The sequence below is a fragment of the Prolixibacter sp. DSM 2831 genome, assembly GCF_056493735.1.
Genome location: NZ_CM151379.1, coordinates 634,885 through 651,596 on the forward strand (window position 1 = coordinate 634,885; position 16,712 = coordinate 651,596).

Here is a 16,712-nt window from a genome sequence, read left to right on the forward strand (position 1 = left end):
ATAAAAATAAAATATCCCGCCGGAAAATCCTGACGGGATGTATGCTAATGTGTATTTCGGTCTTTTTAATCAACCATTACGGCCATGTTGCCGGTTGGATTGATGCCTGACAGTTTCACTTCCCTGATTTGGTTCACCAGATCGTCATGGAAGTCGGTTTCTACCTTGATGTAATTCTCGGTCCATCCGGTAATTCGTGTCTTTGAACGGCTTTTCTCGAACAGCACCCGGTGGTTCTGTCCATCGTGTTTCCGGTAGAAATCCTTCAGTTTTTGGTTAGACAATTCTTTCAGTTTTTCCACCCTCCATTTGCGTTCCGACATCGGGACCACTCCTTCAATCTTCAAGGCACTGGTTTTCGAACGCTCGGAATAAGGGAACACGTGCAGCTGCGAAATGTCGAGACTTTCGATGAACCGGTACGACTCTTCAAACAGTTCATCCGATTCGCCGTTCATGCCTGCAATCACGTCTACCCCGATGAAGGCATGGGGCAGTAATTCCTTGATTTTCTCCACGCGGTGGGCAAACAGTTCCCGGTTGTACTTACGCCCCATGAGTTCGAGCACTTCGTTGGTACCGGCCTGTAGGGGAATGTGAAAATGCGGCGCAATTCGCTTCGAGCGGGCCACAAATTCGATGATATCATCGTTCAGCAGATTCGGCTCAATCGACGAAATACGGATGCGGTCAATGCTTTCGACTTCATCCAACGCCTGCACCAAATCGTAAAACGTCTCGCCGGTACTTTGTCCGAAATCGCCAATGTTCACCCCGGTGAGAATGATCTCGCGAATTCCCTGTTCGCCGGCCCGTGTTGCTTCCTCCACCAGGCTGGCAATGCTCGGGTTTCTACTTTTCCCGCGTGCCATTGGGATCGTACAGTAGGTGCAGAAATAGTTACAGCCGTCCTGCACTTTCAGGAAACTGCGGGTGCGATCGCCATATGAATAGGCGTGGTCGAACTTGTTAATCCGGGTGAACGAGCAATTGTGCACCTCGCCTCCCTTGTGTTTCTCAAGCCCGTCGAGATATTTGGTGATGTTGAATTTGTCATTGGCTCCCAGCACCAGGTCAACACCTTCGATGGACGCCACTTCATCCGGTTTCAGCTGGGCATAACATCCCACCACCACAATAAATGCAGCGGGGTTCTGCCTAACGGCCTGACGGATGATGGCGCGGCTTTTCTTGTCGGCGGTGTCCGTCACCGAGCAAGTGTTGATAACGTAAACATCGGCTTTGTCCCTGAAACCGGTCCGGTTGAAGCCCATCTCCTGGAAAGAGCGGGCAATGGTGGACGTTTCCGAGAAGTTCAGTTTACATCCCAGCGTGGTAAAAGCTACTTTTTTTCCGTTGTAATTCATTCCTCTCTCGCTTCAAATCTGCCCGGAGGCAGTCAACGTTTTCTCATACTTTATACCTGAAAAACAGTGAAAAAGTTTTCAGGATAAAATCGTCTTTTATTGACGGCGCAAAACTACAAAAATAATTTTGAAGGAGGCGGAATGGGGTGGGATTCATTTATTTCAATGGCGATAAAATGTCTGGGGGAAGAAGCTTTTGCAAAATTTCAATGACAATAATTCGTCAGGAATGGGGCTATTGAAAATTTCAACGGCCAGAAATGTTCAGAAAAGGGTGAATTGAAAATTTCGGCAGCCTAAAATGTTTAGAAAAGGATGAATTGAAAATTTCAGCAGCAAGAATCAGTCAAGAATTGCCGAATTGAAAATTTCAACGGCCAGAAATGTTCAGAAAAGGGTGAATTGAAAATTTCGGCAGCCTAAAATGTTTAGAAAAGGATGAATTGAAAATTTCAGCAGCAAGAATCAGTCAAGAATTGCCGAATTGAAAATTTCAACGGCCAGAAATATTCAGAAAAGGGTGAATTGAAAATTTCAGCAGCCCGAAATGTTTAGAAAAGGATAAATTGAAAATTTCAATAGCGAGAATCAGTCAGGAGTGGACGGATTGAAAATTTCAACAGCCTGAAATGACCAGGAAAGAAGCTTCTTCCCGAATATGCTTTCATAGAAATGCAAAGACCAGAGTTGATGCTCTGGCCTTTGTTAGTCAAATTATAGGTAAAAGGAGTTCGAAGAAATCAAAGTAAATCGCTGGCGAGCTCGGCAAGGTAGCTGCGTTCGCCTTTCACCAGGTTGATATGTGCAAACAGGTCCTGACCTTTCATCTTGTCGGTGAGGAAAGCCAATCCGTTCGACTGCATGTCGAGGTAGGGCGAGTCGATTTGCATGATGTCGCCGGTGAACACCATCTTGGTTCCTTCGCCGGCACGGGTGATGATCGTCTTCACTTCGTGTGGCGTGAGGTTCTGCGCTTCATCGATGATGAAGAAGCAGTTGGAGAGACTCCGTCCCCTGATGAAGGCAAGTGCCGAAATCACCAAACGTTCATCCTTCTGCAGCTCTTCAATGAGCTGAACCTCGGTGCTGCGTGGGTTAAAGCTTTTCTTAATCACCGCCAGATTATCGAAAAGTGGTTGCATGTAAGGCGATACTTTTTCTTCGGCGTCTCCCGGAAGGAAACCTAAATCGCGGTTACTTAGCGCTACAATAGGACGTGCTAGCAACGTTGTGTCATAAACCTTGTGCTGAGCAATGGCAGCAGCGAGGGCCAGCAGGGTTTTTCCGGTTCCCGCTTTCCCCGTAAGGGCAATCAGTTTGATTTCCGGATTCAACAGGGCGTCCAGCGAAAAGGTTTGCTCTGCATTGCGCGGTTTTATACCGTAAGCGTTGTGTTTGTCGACTCGCTTGATGGTTCTGGTAAATGGATCGAAATGAGCCAGCGCACTGGAACGGTTGCCTTTCAAAATCAGGTATTCGTTGGCAAAAGGTGAGTCTCCGATTCCGGCTTCTTCCAGCGTAAGCGATTTATTGTCGTATAATTTGGCGATCAGTTCGTCGTTGTACTCATTCATTTCCCGGATGCCTTCGTAAAGTACGTTGACATCGGAAATCTTGTCGTTTTTGTAATCTTCCGACTCAATGTGCAGCGATTTGGCTTTCATCCGGAGATTGACATCTTTCGTAACAAAGATGGTTTTCCTTTCGGGATATTTATCCCGGACAGCTTCGGCAATGGCCAGAATACGGTGGTCGGGAATGTCGTCACGGAAGGAATCTTTCATCTGTTTCGAAAAAGGCTTTCCGGTTTCGATAATCAGTTTGCCTTTTTTGGGGCCGAGAGATAATCCTCCATTGAATAAATCGTCGCCTACAATTTCGTCCAGAATGCGCACAAACTGGCGGGCCTGAAAGTTAATCTGATCACTGCCTCGCTTGAACTTGTCCAGCTCTTCCAATACCGTGATCGGGATTACTACATCGTTGTCTTCGAAATTGTAAATACACTTGTGATCATGCAAGATGACGTTAGTGTCGAGGACGAATACTTTTGCTTGAGTCATATTCGTAGGGTTTCAAGGGTTTGCTTTTAAAGGTAGTATTTTTTGTATCCGGTGTACGGCAGGTCGGAATGATTTTACGAACTTTAACCCGTTGATAAATTCTTTTCACATTATGGACAGATTTGAAGCGACACTGAGATATTTATACGAGCAATTGCCTTTTTATCAGAGGAAAGGGCCGGCTGCGTATAAAAATAATCTGGATAATACGCTGGCGCTGGACGAACTTTACGGCCATCCGCACCAATTATTTCGTAGCGTTCATGTGGCAGGAACGAACGGAAAGGGGTCGGTTTCGCATATGCTGGCAAGTGTGCTACAGGAAGCCGGTTACCGGGTGGGATTGTATACCTCGCCGCACCTGAAGGATTTCAGGGAACGCATTCGCGTGAATGGTGTGAAAATACCGAAAGAAGAGGTGGTGCGCTTTGTCGACGATTTCATGGCCCGAAACCAGTTGAACAAGATGGAGCCGTCGTTTTTTGAGTTGACGGTGGCCATGGCGTTTGATTATTTTGCCCGCGAACGGGTCGATATTGCGGTGGTGGAAGTTGGTTTGGGCGGTCGCCTCGATTCCACGAATATCATCACTCCGGAAGTATCCGTTATCACGAATATTAGTCTTGACCATGTGGCGTTGCTGGGAAATTCATTAACCGAAATCGCCGGTGAGAAGGCCGGTATCATGAAAAATGGAATTCCGGCAGTGGTGGGCGAGACCATGGATGAAACTGCTCCGGTTTTCACCGAAAGGGCCGAAAAACTCGATGTTCCGCTTCAATTCGCCGATCAACTTTACCAGACGGGTTATTCGATGGCTTCACCCGAAGGGAAGCAACTGTTCAATGTGCGCTACAACAATGCTGTTCGTTATGAAAAGCTTCCGCTGGATTTACTGGGACAATACCAGGGACGCAACCTTTGTACTGCCCTGGCAACCGTCGACGTGTTGAAAGAGCGGGGCTGGAGTATCTCCGATGAAGCGCTGTACCGGGGAATGGAACATTTGGTGAAAAATACCGGTTTGTTAGGGCGCTGGCAGGTTTTGGGCGCTAATCCACGCATCGTTTGCGATACAGGGCACAACGAGGCCGGAGTTCGTGAGGTCGTGCACCAGATTCATCAAACGCCCTACAAAAAGCTTCATTTTGTGTTGGGAATGGTAAATGATAAGGATGTGATGAGCGTGTTGCGGCTCTTGCCGAAGGACGCCGATTACTATTTTACCAAAGCCTCAATTCCAAGAGCGATGTCGGAAAATATGCTGGAGTTGAAAGCTGCCGATGCCGGACTGAGGGGAAAGAAATATCCGACTGTTGTTGAGGCACTGACGGCAGCCAAAGAACATGCCGGACCAGATGATATGATTTTCGTTGGCGGAAGTACTTTCGTGGTAGCTGAAGTGATCTGATTTATTCTTCCCTGAAGGGCATAAAAAAAGGATTCCACAAACGTGAAATCCTTTGAGTGGGAACTGCTGGATTCGAACCAGCGACCCTCTGCTTGTAAGGCAGATGCTCTGAACCAACTGAGCTAAGCTCCCGAAAAAAATAAAATCCTAATATGAAAGTGTGGGAACTGCTGGATTCGAACCAGCGACCCTCTGCTTGTAAGGCAGATGCTCTGAACCAACTGAGCTAAGCTCCCGAAAAAAAATAAAATCCTAATTATGAACGGTGGGAACTGCTGGATTCGAACCAGCGACCCTCTGCTTGTAAGGCAGATGCTCTGAACCAACTGAGCTAAGCTCCCGCTTTCGTTAAAAGCGTTGCAAATATAGATTTTTTTTGTTTCCTGCAAAAACAGAAGACAAACTTTTTAGCCGATTTATTGCGATGCCCGATTTCCGAAACGCCTTATTCTGCCTACTTCTTTCGCAAGATTCTCATTGGGAAGAAATTGGATATGGCAGCTGATAACGCCTTGCTAAAAATCAGAAGGTAATTCCTTGATGTGTTTGATTCTGATATTGCGAATGAACAGCTCGCCACCTTCCGATTGCAATTGGATTTTGCCTTTTACCAGAGGCAGTAATTCTCCGTTTACCCATTTGCTGGAGTTGTAACTGACCATGTTGACTTTGCCGTTGATAACATGAACCGAGGTGCCGCCAAAGCAATACAGATCGACTGTGTTCCATTCGCCCAGCGGTTTTTCGTAATCCACACTTTTCGAGCAAATTTTGGCGGCTTCGTTATTTCCAAATGCCATCCGGTCTTCTCCCGCCTGGTAAGTGTACTGATCTCCAGTTTTTATAGCCGGGATTTTGCTATAGGTGTCGCCCATGCAGTATAAATCCCCTAAACTGCCATGTTTCATTTGCAATTCGTGCGAGTTCATCCACACATTGAGAGCTGCACCAAACGGACCGTAGCTGTGATAAAGCAATCCGGAGTTACGTTGAGAGAAAACAAGCTTTCCCCATTTAAACTCGAGATGGAGGTGGTAATTTTCATAGGAGTTCCGGGTGGCCAGCGAGGCGTTAATTTCTCCCGATATTCTGATGGCGGGTTGCCCGTCTTCTTTTACTACCGAGAAAATCTTCATCGGATCCTTTTTTATACCTAACGGAGTTCCTCCTTTTTCCAGCGGACCTACATAGGTTTCCCAACCTTTCAGGTTCTTTCCATTGAACAGCAAGCGCCAGCCGGCATTCGATTGTGCTTCAGCCTGCGTGAAACACCCGGCGATTAGAACGAAAATCAGAAATATTTTTGTCATGATAATCAAGGTTAGTCTGTCTGGGAAGGTACAAAAAAAAAACTGCCTCAGTTTTGAGGCAGTTAATAGATTTTTTTCTTCTTAATGTTTCTATACTTCGTGCTGATGAAGAATTTCTTCCGCTTTTTCGAGAATGGTTGTATCATCTAAAAGTACGACACCACCATTGGGGCCTTGTTCAAGGTGAATTCCAACTGCTTTTCCTTTTTCGTAATTTGCTCCGCCGAAATAGTTCCTGACGGTCTCAACCTCAATGCCTAATTCTTCGGCAATGTGGTGGATGGCACCGTCAGGCAAACTGTCTTTAATTTTTCTCAGCTCGTTGAAGGTTATTTTCTTTGTCATAGCGGTAGGATTTTATCTTGTTAATAATAAGATTTTGGAAGTAAAATATGTATCACCTTAAAAATAAAATTAAATATTTAATAACCCAATGGTAACGTGAAATCCTATTCTACTTTTAAATGAAATTCACATTTCTTAACAAAGAAAAATCGTGTCCTGCCACAAGCAAATTGCAGAAAATCAGAATGGTGGATTTTGCACAGGCGGATAGCCACCCTCTTCTTCCTGCGAATGTTTTAAAACATGTTTCTCTTCGTCGTATTCGTTTTTCAATCCTCGCTTAAGCGCATCATAGACAGCCTGATGAAGACGTGGGCGTAAGTTCAGCTCGTAGAGCTTCCGGTCGTTACGTGTTGGGTAAACCCGGTTGGAAAAGAACATGAACAGAAGACCGTTTTCCGGGTCGGCCCATGCAAACGTTCCGGTAAAACCGCTATGTCCGAAACTTGCTGCACTGGATGACGGAGCCGGGTAAGCTTCGTCAATAGTTTTCTCGCTGTTGTCAATCAACGGTTTGTCAAATCCAAGCCCTCGCCGGTTGTCGTTGTCGGGGAACTGGCAGCGGGTCCATTCCTTCATCGTTGCTTCGCTGATGTAACGCTTCCCGCCGTATTCGCCATAGTTCAGGTACATCTGAATGATTTTGGCCGCATCGTTGATGTCGCCAAAAAGCCCTGCATTACCCGATACGCCGCCCATCATGGCTGCACCTTCGTCGTGTACAAATCCCTGAATCTGACGGTGCCGGAAGAACGTGTCGTCTTCGGTTGGTATCATCCGGTTGATGGGGTATTTCAGGTATGGATTGTAAGTCACTGTAGACGCACCCAGCGGTCCGTAGAAGTTTTCATGTATGTACTTCTGGTAATTTTCTCCGGTCAGGTTCGAGATGATTTTCGGGTAGAGATAAAAGGTCAACCCGGAATACACATACGCCTTTTTAGGCAATAGTGGCGATTTATCGATATCGGAATAAATGGTGTCAATAAAGCTGTGATTCAGGTACATGTTGTCGCTTATGCGAAGCGAATATTTCCGCGTAGGACGATGCCGGATGTAACCATGTTTGAAGCGGCCATTGGGCTTAACAATACTTCTCCAGTACGGAATCCACGCTTCCAGTTGTCCCTGGTGAGCCAGAATATCGCGTATCCCGATATTGGCTTTGTTGGTATTATCCCACTCAGGCCAGTACTTCGAGAATTTTTCGTCGACGTTGAATTTTCCTTCGTCAGCCAGTTTCATCAGTGCGGGTAAAGGGCCTGTTATTTTGGTCAAAGAAGCAAAATCGTAAATGTCGGTCGGTTTTACCGGAACCTGATTTTTGTATGTTCTGTAACCGTAGCATTTATGGAAGAAAACTTTTCCGTTTTTCGCCAGTAAAATCTGACAGCCGGGATATGCTTTCTGCGTAAGCCCGATGTTCACCAGCGAATCAATTCGCTGGTCGAGGTAATGCGAATCGATGCCAACAGCTTCGGGAATAGTATAAGAGAAACGCCCAAGTGCTTTGGTCTGAATTCCGGTTCCGGCCGGGAAAAACTTATTCAATGTAACCGGCAGTTTTCCTTTGGCAGGAATTCCTCCGAAAATCAGTTGAGCGGCCAGACTCTCTGCATCATCTGTTTCCTGGTAAGCCATGATGACGGAACGGGCGTCGTTGAGGTTTCGGAATGCGTTAGCAGCGTATGCATTTCCAAACAATACCACGACAGAATTGTCCATCTTGCTGATGATGTTCGTCACATCGAGCTGAACCTGGGTGAGATGGAAGTTGTTTTCCGGAGTCATCCAGTAATTATTGACAGCCGCAATCACCAGGTTGTAATTTTTTAACTGAGGCAGTAGTTTCTGAAGCGATTTCAGAGGGGCATTTTTGTCGATGTGAAAATTATCGACCTGGAGGTATTGTCCCACCGCTTTTTGAAACGCCGTATCGTAATCGCGCCCAATGCTCACAGTTGCAATATGTAATGTGTCGAGGTTCTGAAGCGGAAGGAGATTGCCTTTGTTTTGTAATAGCGTGAGGCTTTCTTTGGTCAGTTCACGTGACGTCAGTCGGTAAAGCGGATTTGTTAAATCCTCATATAAACTGTCCGTTTGTACCGGGTGCCAGTCGTTCAGTCCGGTCCAGCGTTTTACCATCAATACCTTCCGGCACTTTTGGTCAATTTCTTCTTTGGTGAGTATCCCTTTTCTCACGGCCTTTTTAATGGCTTTGATGGCGGCTTTTGGGTCGGTGACAAATTCCAGCACATCATTGCCCGCAGCCAAGGCCATCACATCCGCAGTTCCGGGAGGACCTTTTACGCTGGCACCTTTCATGTTCATCGCATCGGTCACGGTAAGGCCCTGAAATTCCAGTTTGTCGTGAAGCAACTTGCCGGTGATAGGCTTCGAAAGTGACGCCGGAGTTCCCGTTGAATCCAATGCCGGTACATCAAGGTGTCCTACCATGACGCCGCCAATTCCTGCATAAATCAGCCGGTGAAAAGGCATTATTTCCAGTGTGTCGAGACGTTCTTTGCCGAAAGGAATAACCGGAAGTGTTTTATGCGAATCTTTTTCGGTATCTCCGTGACCTGGAAAATGTTTGGCGGTCGGAAGAATGTTTTCCTCTTGCATGCCCAAAGCATACATCATCGCTTTACGTGTGACATTTTCCACGTTCTGTCCGTACGAACGGTAACCAATGATGGGATTTTCCGGATTGTTGTTCACGTCGGCTACGGGGGCAAAGTTCACCTGCATGCCTATGCGTTTACACTGGCGACCAATGTCTTTTCCCATTTGATAAACCAATGAATCATCCTGAACAGCCCCAACGGCCATCGCCACCGGGTAGCTGATGCAACTGTCGAGCCGCATTCCCAGCCCGTTTTCTGCGTCGATGCCGATTAATAACGGAACCTTTGATGCCTGTTGGTATTTATTGGTTAGTTCTGCCTGTCGAATGGGCCCTCCCTGAAAAAAGACCAGCCCTCCAATTTTATTCTCGGCAATTTGTTGCAAAATCTCCTGGGTGTGTGCCTCATCTTTGTTCGAATAGGCCGCAACAGTTATCAGCTGACCAATCTTTTCCTCGAAGCTGAGAGAGTTAAAGACCGAATCGACCCACGCATCGTTTTCGTATTTGTAGAATGGCGGTCGGACAGGATTGGCGGCTTGATTCATAACAGGATGGATGAAGATAATAATGAGGGTGATTAATCCAAGCAGGTTTCTTTGGCACTTCATGATGTCATCAGTTGTTGTAATGGACAATTTCGATTTTCGTAAAATTAGTAAATGGATTGTACTCTATCGGCTTATCCCGTATCAGAAATAGTTATTTTTACTTCAAGGTTCATGTTAAATTTGTATTTTAGTCGGAAGTAATATGTATGACAAATTTAAAATCTTAATCGATTAATCCTAACAATTTTCTGATTCAATCATAAAAACTGGGACTGTGAAAAATCATATCGTGCTCTTCTTTTCCGTTTTTCTTTTATTCTCTTGCGGAAATGCGAAAGAAAAACCTATCCTGCCGGGTGCTGAACAACCCGGAAAATATTTGCCCCTACTGAAAGGTAAAAATGTGGCGTTGGTCGTCAATCAGACGTCTGTAGTTGATGGTCAGCATTTGGTCGATTTCCTGCTTGAAAAGCATATTCCGGTGAAAGAGGTTTTTGCCCCTGAACACGGTTTCAGAGGTAAGGCCGATGCTGGGGAACAACTGGAAAATACGGTTGATAAGCAAACGGGTTTGCCGGTTATTTCGATTTACGGAAAAACGAAAAAGCCGAGCCCGGAGCAGCTAAAAGGAATCGATTGGGTGGTCTTCGATATACAGGATGTAGGTTGCCGTTTTTACACCTTTATCAGCACGATGCATTATGTAATGGAGGCTTGCGCCGAAAACGGGGTGAAGATGATGATTCTAGATCGTCCCAATCCTAACGGCGATTATGTTGCTGGCCCCGTTTTGAAACCGGAATTTCGCTCGTTTGTGGGAATGGATCCAATTCCGGTCGTTCATGGATGTACAATTGGTGAATTGGCGCGGATGATTAATGGCGAAGGCTGGTTGCCGAACCACGAAGGGGTGGATTTGACGGTGATTCCCGTGAAAAACTATAATCACCAGGACCGGTATTCTTTACCTGTGAAACCATCGCCCAACCTGCCAAACGACTTGTCTATCCGTTTGTACCCGTCGCTTTGTTTCTTCGAGTCTACCAGCGTGAGTGTCGGGCGTGGAACGCATTTTCCCTTTCAGGTACTGGGTTATCCCGACCCGAAATTTGGCTCCTTTTCTTTTACGCCCGAGAGCATTGTTGGAATGGCAAAATCGCCGCTGCATATGGGTGAGAAATGTTATGGCGAGGATTTTAGAGGGACGAAAAACGTTCCTCGCTTTACGCTGAAATATTTCCTGGATTGGTATCACCGTTTTCCCAACGAAAAAAATTTCCTGACCCGTGAGCGCTGGTTTAATTTGCTGATGGGAACCGACACGGTGATCAAGCAAATTCGCGAAGGAAAGACCGAGCAGGAGATTCGTGCCTCATGGCAGCCCGAGCTTAACAACTATCGACAAATTCGAAAAAAATATCTTCTTTATCCCGATAACGACCAAAACTAAATTATGAATCCATTTATTGTGCTGGCCGTCATCGGCGGTTACTTTCTCCTACTGATACTTATTTCGCGGCTTACGGCGAAAGGGGCGAACTCTGATACTTTTTTCACGGCTAACCGGAAATCTCCGTGGTATGTGGTGGCGTTCGGGATGATTGGAGCCACACTTTCGGGGGTTACTTTTATTTCCGTACCCGGAGAAGTCGGAAATTCTGCCTTTTCCTATTTCCAGTTTGTTTTGGGGAATTTAGTGGGATATTGGATTGTTGCCGGAGTGCTTTTGCCCATGTACTACCGCATGAACCTTGTTTCGATTTACGGTTACCTGGAAGAACGGTTTGGGCCCTCTGCGTATAAAACTGGTTCCTTCTTTTTTCTTCTTTCCCGAACCATTGGAGCGGCGTTTCGTCTTTACCTGGTGGCCGGCGTATTGCAGCTTGCCTTTTTCGATGCGTTCGGTGTCCCTTTCTGGATTACGGTGATGATAAGTATTTTGCTGATTTGGGTGTACACCTATCGCGGAGGAATTAAAACGATTGTTTGGACCGATACCCTGCAGACTACTTTCCTTATCTTAGCCGTAGTTCTGACAATTCACTATGTCCTGAATCACTTTGGCTGGTCGATAGGAGAGGCTTTTCATCATATTACCGATCATCCCGATTCCAAAATTTTTCATTGGGGGTGGCGGTCAGGCAACAATTTCTTCAAACAATTTTTTGCCGGCATGTTTGTCACGGTAGTGATGGTCGGCCTTGATCAGGATATGATGCAGAAAAATCTGACTTGTCGGAATGTCGGGGAAGCCCGGAAGAATATGATTTGGTTTAGCGCCAGCTTTGTCATCGCTGTTGCATTGTTTCTGGGATTGGGTGTGTTGCTCTACATTTTTGCTGCGAAAACAGGAACGCCTGTCCCTGCGAGAACTGATGATTTGTATCCGTTGCTGGCTCTGACAAAAATGAATCTATCCATCGGCATTGCTTTCCTGCTGGGGATTACGGCGGCGGCTTATTCGAGTGCCGATTCAGCCCTGGCATCATTAACCACGGCATTCTGTGTCGACTTCCTGAAATTCCAAAAACGAACGGATGCGAAGAAAGAGAAGGAGCGAAAATTGGTGCATATGGGGTTTTCAGTGATTCTGTTTTTTGTTATCGTCATTTTCCGGGTTATCAACGATGAAAGTGTGGTCGTTGCGCTTTTTAAGGTGGCTGGATACACCTATGGTCCGCTGCTGGGATTATTCGCTTTCGGGATGTTTACAAAGTACAAGGTAAACGATCGTGCGGTTCCCTATCTGGCAGTTGCAGCTCCGCTCATTAGTTGGGCGATTGATACGTGGTCTGAACAACTTCTTTTTGGTTACCGGTTTGGATTTGAGATCTTGATATTAAATGGCGGACTAATGTTTTTGGGGCTTCTTCTATTTCGTAAAAAATATTTCTAAAGTTAAAAAATGTTAAAGGAAATTAATAATTATTACTATATTTGAATGGGGAAGGTCGCTCCTTCCTGACCATGATATTGAGGGCGCTTATTTAAAACTATGAGGGGATTATTTAAAATATTGATTGTGATGTCGTTGGTGTACCTTTTTGCTTCCTGTGAAAAGGAAAACATCAATTCATCTAACGATGCCCTTTTACGTTTTTCGACTGACACAGTTGCCTTCGATACCATTTTCACCTCCATCGGGTCGCCTACCCACAACGTCCGTGTCGTTAATCCAACGAACAGTACCCTTATCATCTCCTCAATTAAGTTGGCGGGCGGCAATAAAAGTGGTTTCCGTTTGAATGTAAATGGAGAGGTGGCCAATGATGTTTATGATGTGGAAATCCCTCCCAATGACAGCATCTTTATCTTCGTGGAAGTAACGCTCGGCGAAAACGGGGGAAATATTCCGATGGTCGCTGAAGATTCGATTGTTTTTAGCGTAAACGGAGTTGTACAGGATGTAAATTTAATTGCCTGGGGACAGGATTTTAAACGAATCAATTCCAAAGTAATTGGAACGACGACCTGGACAAATGAGAAGCCCTATCTTGTGTATAATTATGCCTATGTCGATTCCGGTGCCGTTTTAACGATTGAGCCGGGAACTGTTATTTATTTTCATGATGGTGCCGGTTTTTATGTGAAAGGGACACTTGATGTTCAGGGGACGGAAAACGAGCCGGTCGTATTTCAGGGCGATCGTCTGGAATCAATGTACAGTGATTTGCCCGACCAGTGGAACGGCATTATTCTCTTTTCCGGGAGTCACAACAACCGTTTTGAGCATGCCGTAATTAAAAATGCGAACATTGGACTTCAGGTGGGAACCATCGAGCACGAAGGATTTGCATCAGTTGAACTTGCCGATACCCGGATTGAAAACATGAGCTGGGCCGGGATATGGGCTATGAAGTCGAAAATTCTTGCCAGCAACTGTGTAATCTCCAATGTGCGGTACTATAATACTGCGTTGTTACTGGGCGGTGATTATCAGTTCTATCATTCCACTTTTGCCAACTATTACAATGCACTTTCTACGGGTATCCGAAATACGGAAACACTGATTGTTTCGAATTACCTTGTCGACAGCAAAACCGATATGCGTTATGTGGGCGATATGACCGAAGCGACCTTCGGAAATTGTATAGTAACAGGTAACCGCTCCAATGAGGTTCTGGTACGGATGGACAAGAAGGGGGAGAGCAACTACCTGTTTGACAATTGTATGCTGCAGCTCAGTGACACAGTTAATATTGATAATAACCCGCATTACCTGGGCATTCTTCGTAACGCCGATCCTCGTTTTATCGATCCATATAAGGGCAATTTTCAGCTTGACACACTTTCCGCAGTGAAGGATATCGGAAAACTGAGCTATGCAAAGATGTTTCCCAATGATTTCCTGGGGAAAAGCCGTTTAGACGATGCCGGGCCAGATTTAGGAGCCTATGAGCGGATTGAAAAGGATCCGGAAAAAACGGCTGAATCGAAATAATTGCATATGTCATTGCCGCTACTGGCTATTTTATTCATGGTTAATCTTCTCTCTCCGGAATCTCATTCCAAATCGAAAAATGATTTCACCATTGTTTTCTACAATGTGGAGAACCTGTTTGATGTAAAGAATGATCCGGAAACGAAAGATGATGATTTTACTCCTGCCGGTCAGAACCACTGGACTTATCACCGTTTGGACGCCAAAATACAGCATATTTACAAAGCTTTGATTGCGGCCGGGAAAGGAGAATTCCCGGATGTGATTGGTTTAGCAGAGATTGAAAACCGGTGGGTGGTTCGGCGGCTGGTGGACAGTACACCCTTAAGTCGCGTTCCCTACGGTATTATACACAAAGACTCGCCTGATCCCCGTGGCATTGATGTGGCGCTGCTCTACCGAAAAGACCGGGTAAAACCGATCGATTTTGATTTTTTACGTGTGGTGAAAGAAGGAAAACGGCAGTTCGAGTCGCGTGATATCCTTTACTTTTCAGGAAGCTTAGATGGCGACACGGTTCATTTCTTCGTTAACCACTGGCCAAGCAGGTACGGAGGCTACATGGCTACAAAGAAGAAACGTAACTTCGCAGCCCGCATTTTACGTCAGCGCATTGATTCGATTTTGGCTGATGAACCAGCTGCACATATTTTAATGATGGGCGACTTCAACGCGACCATGAACGAAGGGTGTTTGCGGGATGTTTTGCACGCGGCTCAGTATAGTACTGTCGGGGGATATGATTCGTTGATTAATCTAACCGGTATTTGGAAAGATGAAAGGACCGGAACGTTATGGAACAGGGGAGAATGGGCAGTCTTCGACCAGTTTATTTGTACGCCTTCGTTACTCAATGGATCCCGTCTTAAACTTGATATTTCACGCACCTACATCTGCCGCGAAGCTTTTCTGCTGGAAGCCGATGAAAAATACCTGGGCAGTAAACCGAACCGAACTTACCTCGGTCCTGCTTATCACGGAGGTTTTAGCGATCATCTTCCGATTGTTACAGTGCTCGGCTCTGAATAGCTTATTTCACCGGTTTTAATCCCATTTCTTTTGCCTTTTCAATCATGAACTGAAAAGCTTCCTCGTAATTGTTGTGAATAATTCCGTCCAGGATGGCTTCTTTGATAGCGGCTTTCAGTTCGCCAACCTCCCGACTGGGGCTTAGGCCGAAAGTCTCCATAATGACTTCCCCCGAAACCGGAGGCTGGAAATTACGAATGGCATCACGCTCTTCCAGATCCTGCAATTTTTGTCGAACGATCCGGAAGTTGTGCATGTACCGCTTAACCTTGTCGGCATTTTTCGACGTGATATCAGCTTCACACAGAGTCATCAGGTCTTCAATGTCGTCTCCGGCATCGAACAGTAGGCGCCTGACAGCCGAGTCGGTTACCTCTTCTTCTGACAACACAATGGGACGCATGTGCAGCAAAACCATCTTTTGCACATATTTCATCTTTTCATTCAGCGGAAGCTTTAGCCTTTTGAATAACGCCGGGATCATTTTCGAGCCGATGAAGTTGTGCGCATGAAATGTCCAGCCCTGACCATCGACAAAGCGTTTGGTAGCGGGCTTGGCAATGTCGTGCAGAATGGCCGACCAGCGCAACCATAAATTGTCGGTATTGGGACAAATACGGTCGAGCACTTCAAGAGTGTGGTAGAAGTTGTCTTTGTGACTGATGCCTTTCTTTATCTCACGGCCTTTCAGTTTGACAAATTCCGGGAAAATAATCGGCAGTAAACCGGTTTTATCCAATAATTTGAAACCGACGGATGGTTTGGGTGACAGAATGATTTTGTTTAGTTCATCCACAATTCGTTCCATCGATACGATTTCAATCCGGTCGGCCTGCTTGGTAATCGCTTCCAATGTTTTTTCTTCGATATGGAATCCCAGTTGGGTGGCGAAACGAATAGCCCGCATCATGCGAAGCGGATCGTCGGAAAAAGTGATTCCCGGCTCCAGTGGTGTGCGAATGATTTTGTTGGCCAGATCATCGAGTCCGCCAAACGGATCGAGAAGTTCTCCGAAACGTTTCTTATTCAGCGAAAGCGCCAAAGCGTTAATGGTAAAATCGCGTCGTTTCTGGTCGTCTTCCAGAGTGCCGTCTTCCACTATGGGTTTGCGGCTGTCGCTTCGGTATGACTCTTTCCGGGCACCGACAAATTCAAAATCAATATTATCGAACTTGAACATAGCCGTTCCGAAATTCTTGAAAACCGAAACATTAAGCCTGGGATTGATCGCTTTCGCCACGTCGCGTGCCAGCGAAATACCACTGCCTACCGTGACAATATCTATATCGTAGTTTTCCCGTTTCCGGTCGAGCAACAAGTCTCTAACGAAACCTCCAATGACGTAGGTTTCCAGGTTTTGCTCGTCCGAAATTTCGGCAATGCTACTAAATACTCTGTGCGTTAGTTTTGATTTAAAATTCTGCCGATCAGGCATATGGAGCTATTTATGATTAATTGCTAATTCTCAAATTGTTGACAAAAATAGTAGTTTTCGCCGAACTTGCCTTTCTTTGTCCCGGAAGGGAACAATGACAGATATTCATTTGTTGACCTTTTGAATAACTTATC

11 protein-coding genes and 3 tRNA genes are annotated in these 16,712 nt (G+C 45.8%); 5 read left to right on the top strand and 9 right to left on the bottom strand.

The window, feature by feature from the left end; translation table 11 throughout:
* Window positions 1-65: 65 nt before the first annotated feature.
* Both mtaB and AC060N_RS02550 read right to left on the bottom strand, forming a co-directional pair.
* On the bottom strand, window positions 66-1,367 hold the full coding sequence (mtaB, locus tag AC060N_RS02545; protein WP_479525751.1) for a tRNA (N(6)-L-threonylcarbamoyladenosine(37)-C(2))-methylthiotransferase MtaB: 1,302 nt from the start codon (window positions 1,365-1,367) through the stop codon (window positions 66-68).
* Between the two features lie 740 nt (window positions 1,368-2,107).
* Window positions 2,108-3,430, bottom strand: coding sequence for a PhoH family protein (locus tag AC060N_RS02550; protein ID WP_479525752.1), 1,323 nt, complete (start codon window positions 3,428-3,430; stop codon window positions 2,108-2,110).
* A gap of 112 nt (window positions 3,431-3,542) precedes the next feature.
* On the opposite strand from AC060N_RS02550, the gene AC060N_RS02555 reads away from it, so the two are divergent.
* Window positions 3,543-4,841, top strand: a complete 1,299-nt coding sequence (locus tag AC060N_RS02555; RefSeq protein WP_479525753.1) for a bifunctional folylpolyglutamate synthase/dihydrofolate synthase — start codon at window positions 3,543-3,545, stop codon at window positions 4,839-4,841.
* A gap of 57 nt (window positions 4,842-4,898) precedes the next feature.
* Here the strand turns inward: AC060N_RS02555 and AC060N_RS02560 are convergent.
* The 6 genes from AC060N_RS02560 to AC060N_RS02585 form a co-directional block, all read right to left on the bottom strand.
* A tRNA-Val gene (locus tag AC060N_RS02560) sits at window positions 4,899-4,973 on the bottom strand.
* A gap of 29 nt (window positions 4,974-5,002) precedes the next feature.
* A tRNA-Val gene (locus tag AC060N_RS02565) sits at window positions 5,003-5,077 on the bottom strand.
* Between the two features lie 30 nt (window positions 5,078-5,107).
* Window positions 5,108-5,182: transfer RNA gene (locus AC060N_RS02570), tRNA-Val, on the bottom strand.
* 174 nt (window positions 5,183-5,356) lie between these two features.
* The gene (locus AC060N_RS02575; RefSeq protein ID WP_479525754.1) at window positions 5,357-6,151 is read right to left on the bottom strand and encodes a 3-keto-disaccharide hydrolase; all 795 of its coding nucleotides are present in this window, start codon (window positions 6,149-6,151) and stop codon (window positions 5,357-5,359) included.
* A 90-nt stretch (window positions 6,152-6,241) separates the two neighbouring features.
* Entirely contained in the window at window positions 6,242-6,496 is a 255-nt protein-coding gene (locus AC060N_RS02580; RefSeq protein WP_106543144.1) for a DNA-binding protein, read from the bottom strand.
* A 180-nt stretch (window positions 6,497-6,676) separates the two neighbouring features.
* Window positions 6,677-9,733, bottom strand: coding sequence for a glycoside hydrolase family 3 N-terminal domain-containing protein (locus tag AC060N_RS02585; RefSeq protein ID WP_479525755.1), 3,057 nt, complete (start codon window positions 9,731-9,733; stop codon window positions 6,677-6,679).
* A gap of 214 nt (window positions 9,734-9,947) precedes the next feature.
* Here AC060N_RS02585 and AC060N_RS02590 point away from each other — a divergent pair, with 214 nt between their 5' ends.
* From AC060N_RS02590 to AC060N_RS02605, 4 genes are all read left to right on the top strand, one after another.
* Window positions 9,948-11,123 (top strand): exo-beta-N-acetylmuramidase NamZ family protein, encoded by a 1,176-nt coding sequence (locus AC060N_RS02590; protein ID WP_479525756.1) that lies wholly within the window; start codon window positions 9,948-9,950, stop codon window positions 11,121-11,123.
* Window positions 11,124-11,126: 3 nt separating this feature from the next.
* Window positions 11,127-12,569, top strand: coding sequence for a sodium:solute symporter (locus tag AC060N_RS02595; protein ID WP_479525757.1), 1,443 nt, complete (start codon window positions 11,127-11,129; stop codon window positions 12,567-12,569).
* Window positions 12,570-12,668: 99 nt separating this feature from the next.
* Window positions 12,669-14,114: a hypothetical protein gene (locus AC060N_RS02600; RefSeq protein ID WP_479525758.1), complete on the top strand. Its 1,446-nt coding sequence runs from the start codon at window positions 12,669-12,671 to the stop codon at window positions 14,112-14,114.
* A gap of 6 nt (window positions 14,115-14,120) precedes the next feature.
* Window positions 14,121-15,143, top strand: coding sequence for an endonuclease/exonuclease/phosphatase family protein (locus tag AC060N_RS02605; protein ID WP_479525759.1), 1,023 nt, complete (start codon window positions 14,121-14,123; stop codon window positions 15,141-15,143).
* 1 nt (window position 15,144) lies between these two features.
* Here AC060N_RS02605 and AC060N_RS02610 read toward each other — a convergent pair whose 3' ends face one another.
* On the bottom strand, window positions 15,145-16,578 hold the full coding sequence (locus AC060N_RS02610) for a CCA tRNA nucleotidyltransferase (protein ID WP_479525760.1): 1,434 nt from the start codon (window positions 16,576-16,578) through the stop codon (window positions 15,145-15,147).
* Between the last annotated feature and the right edge of the window lie 134 nt (window positions 16,579-16,712).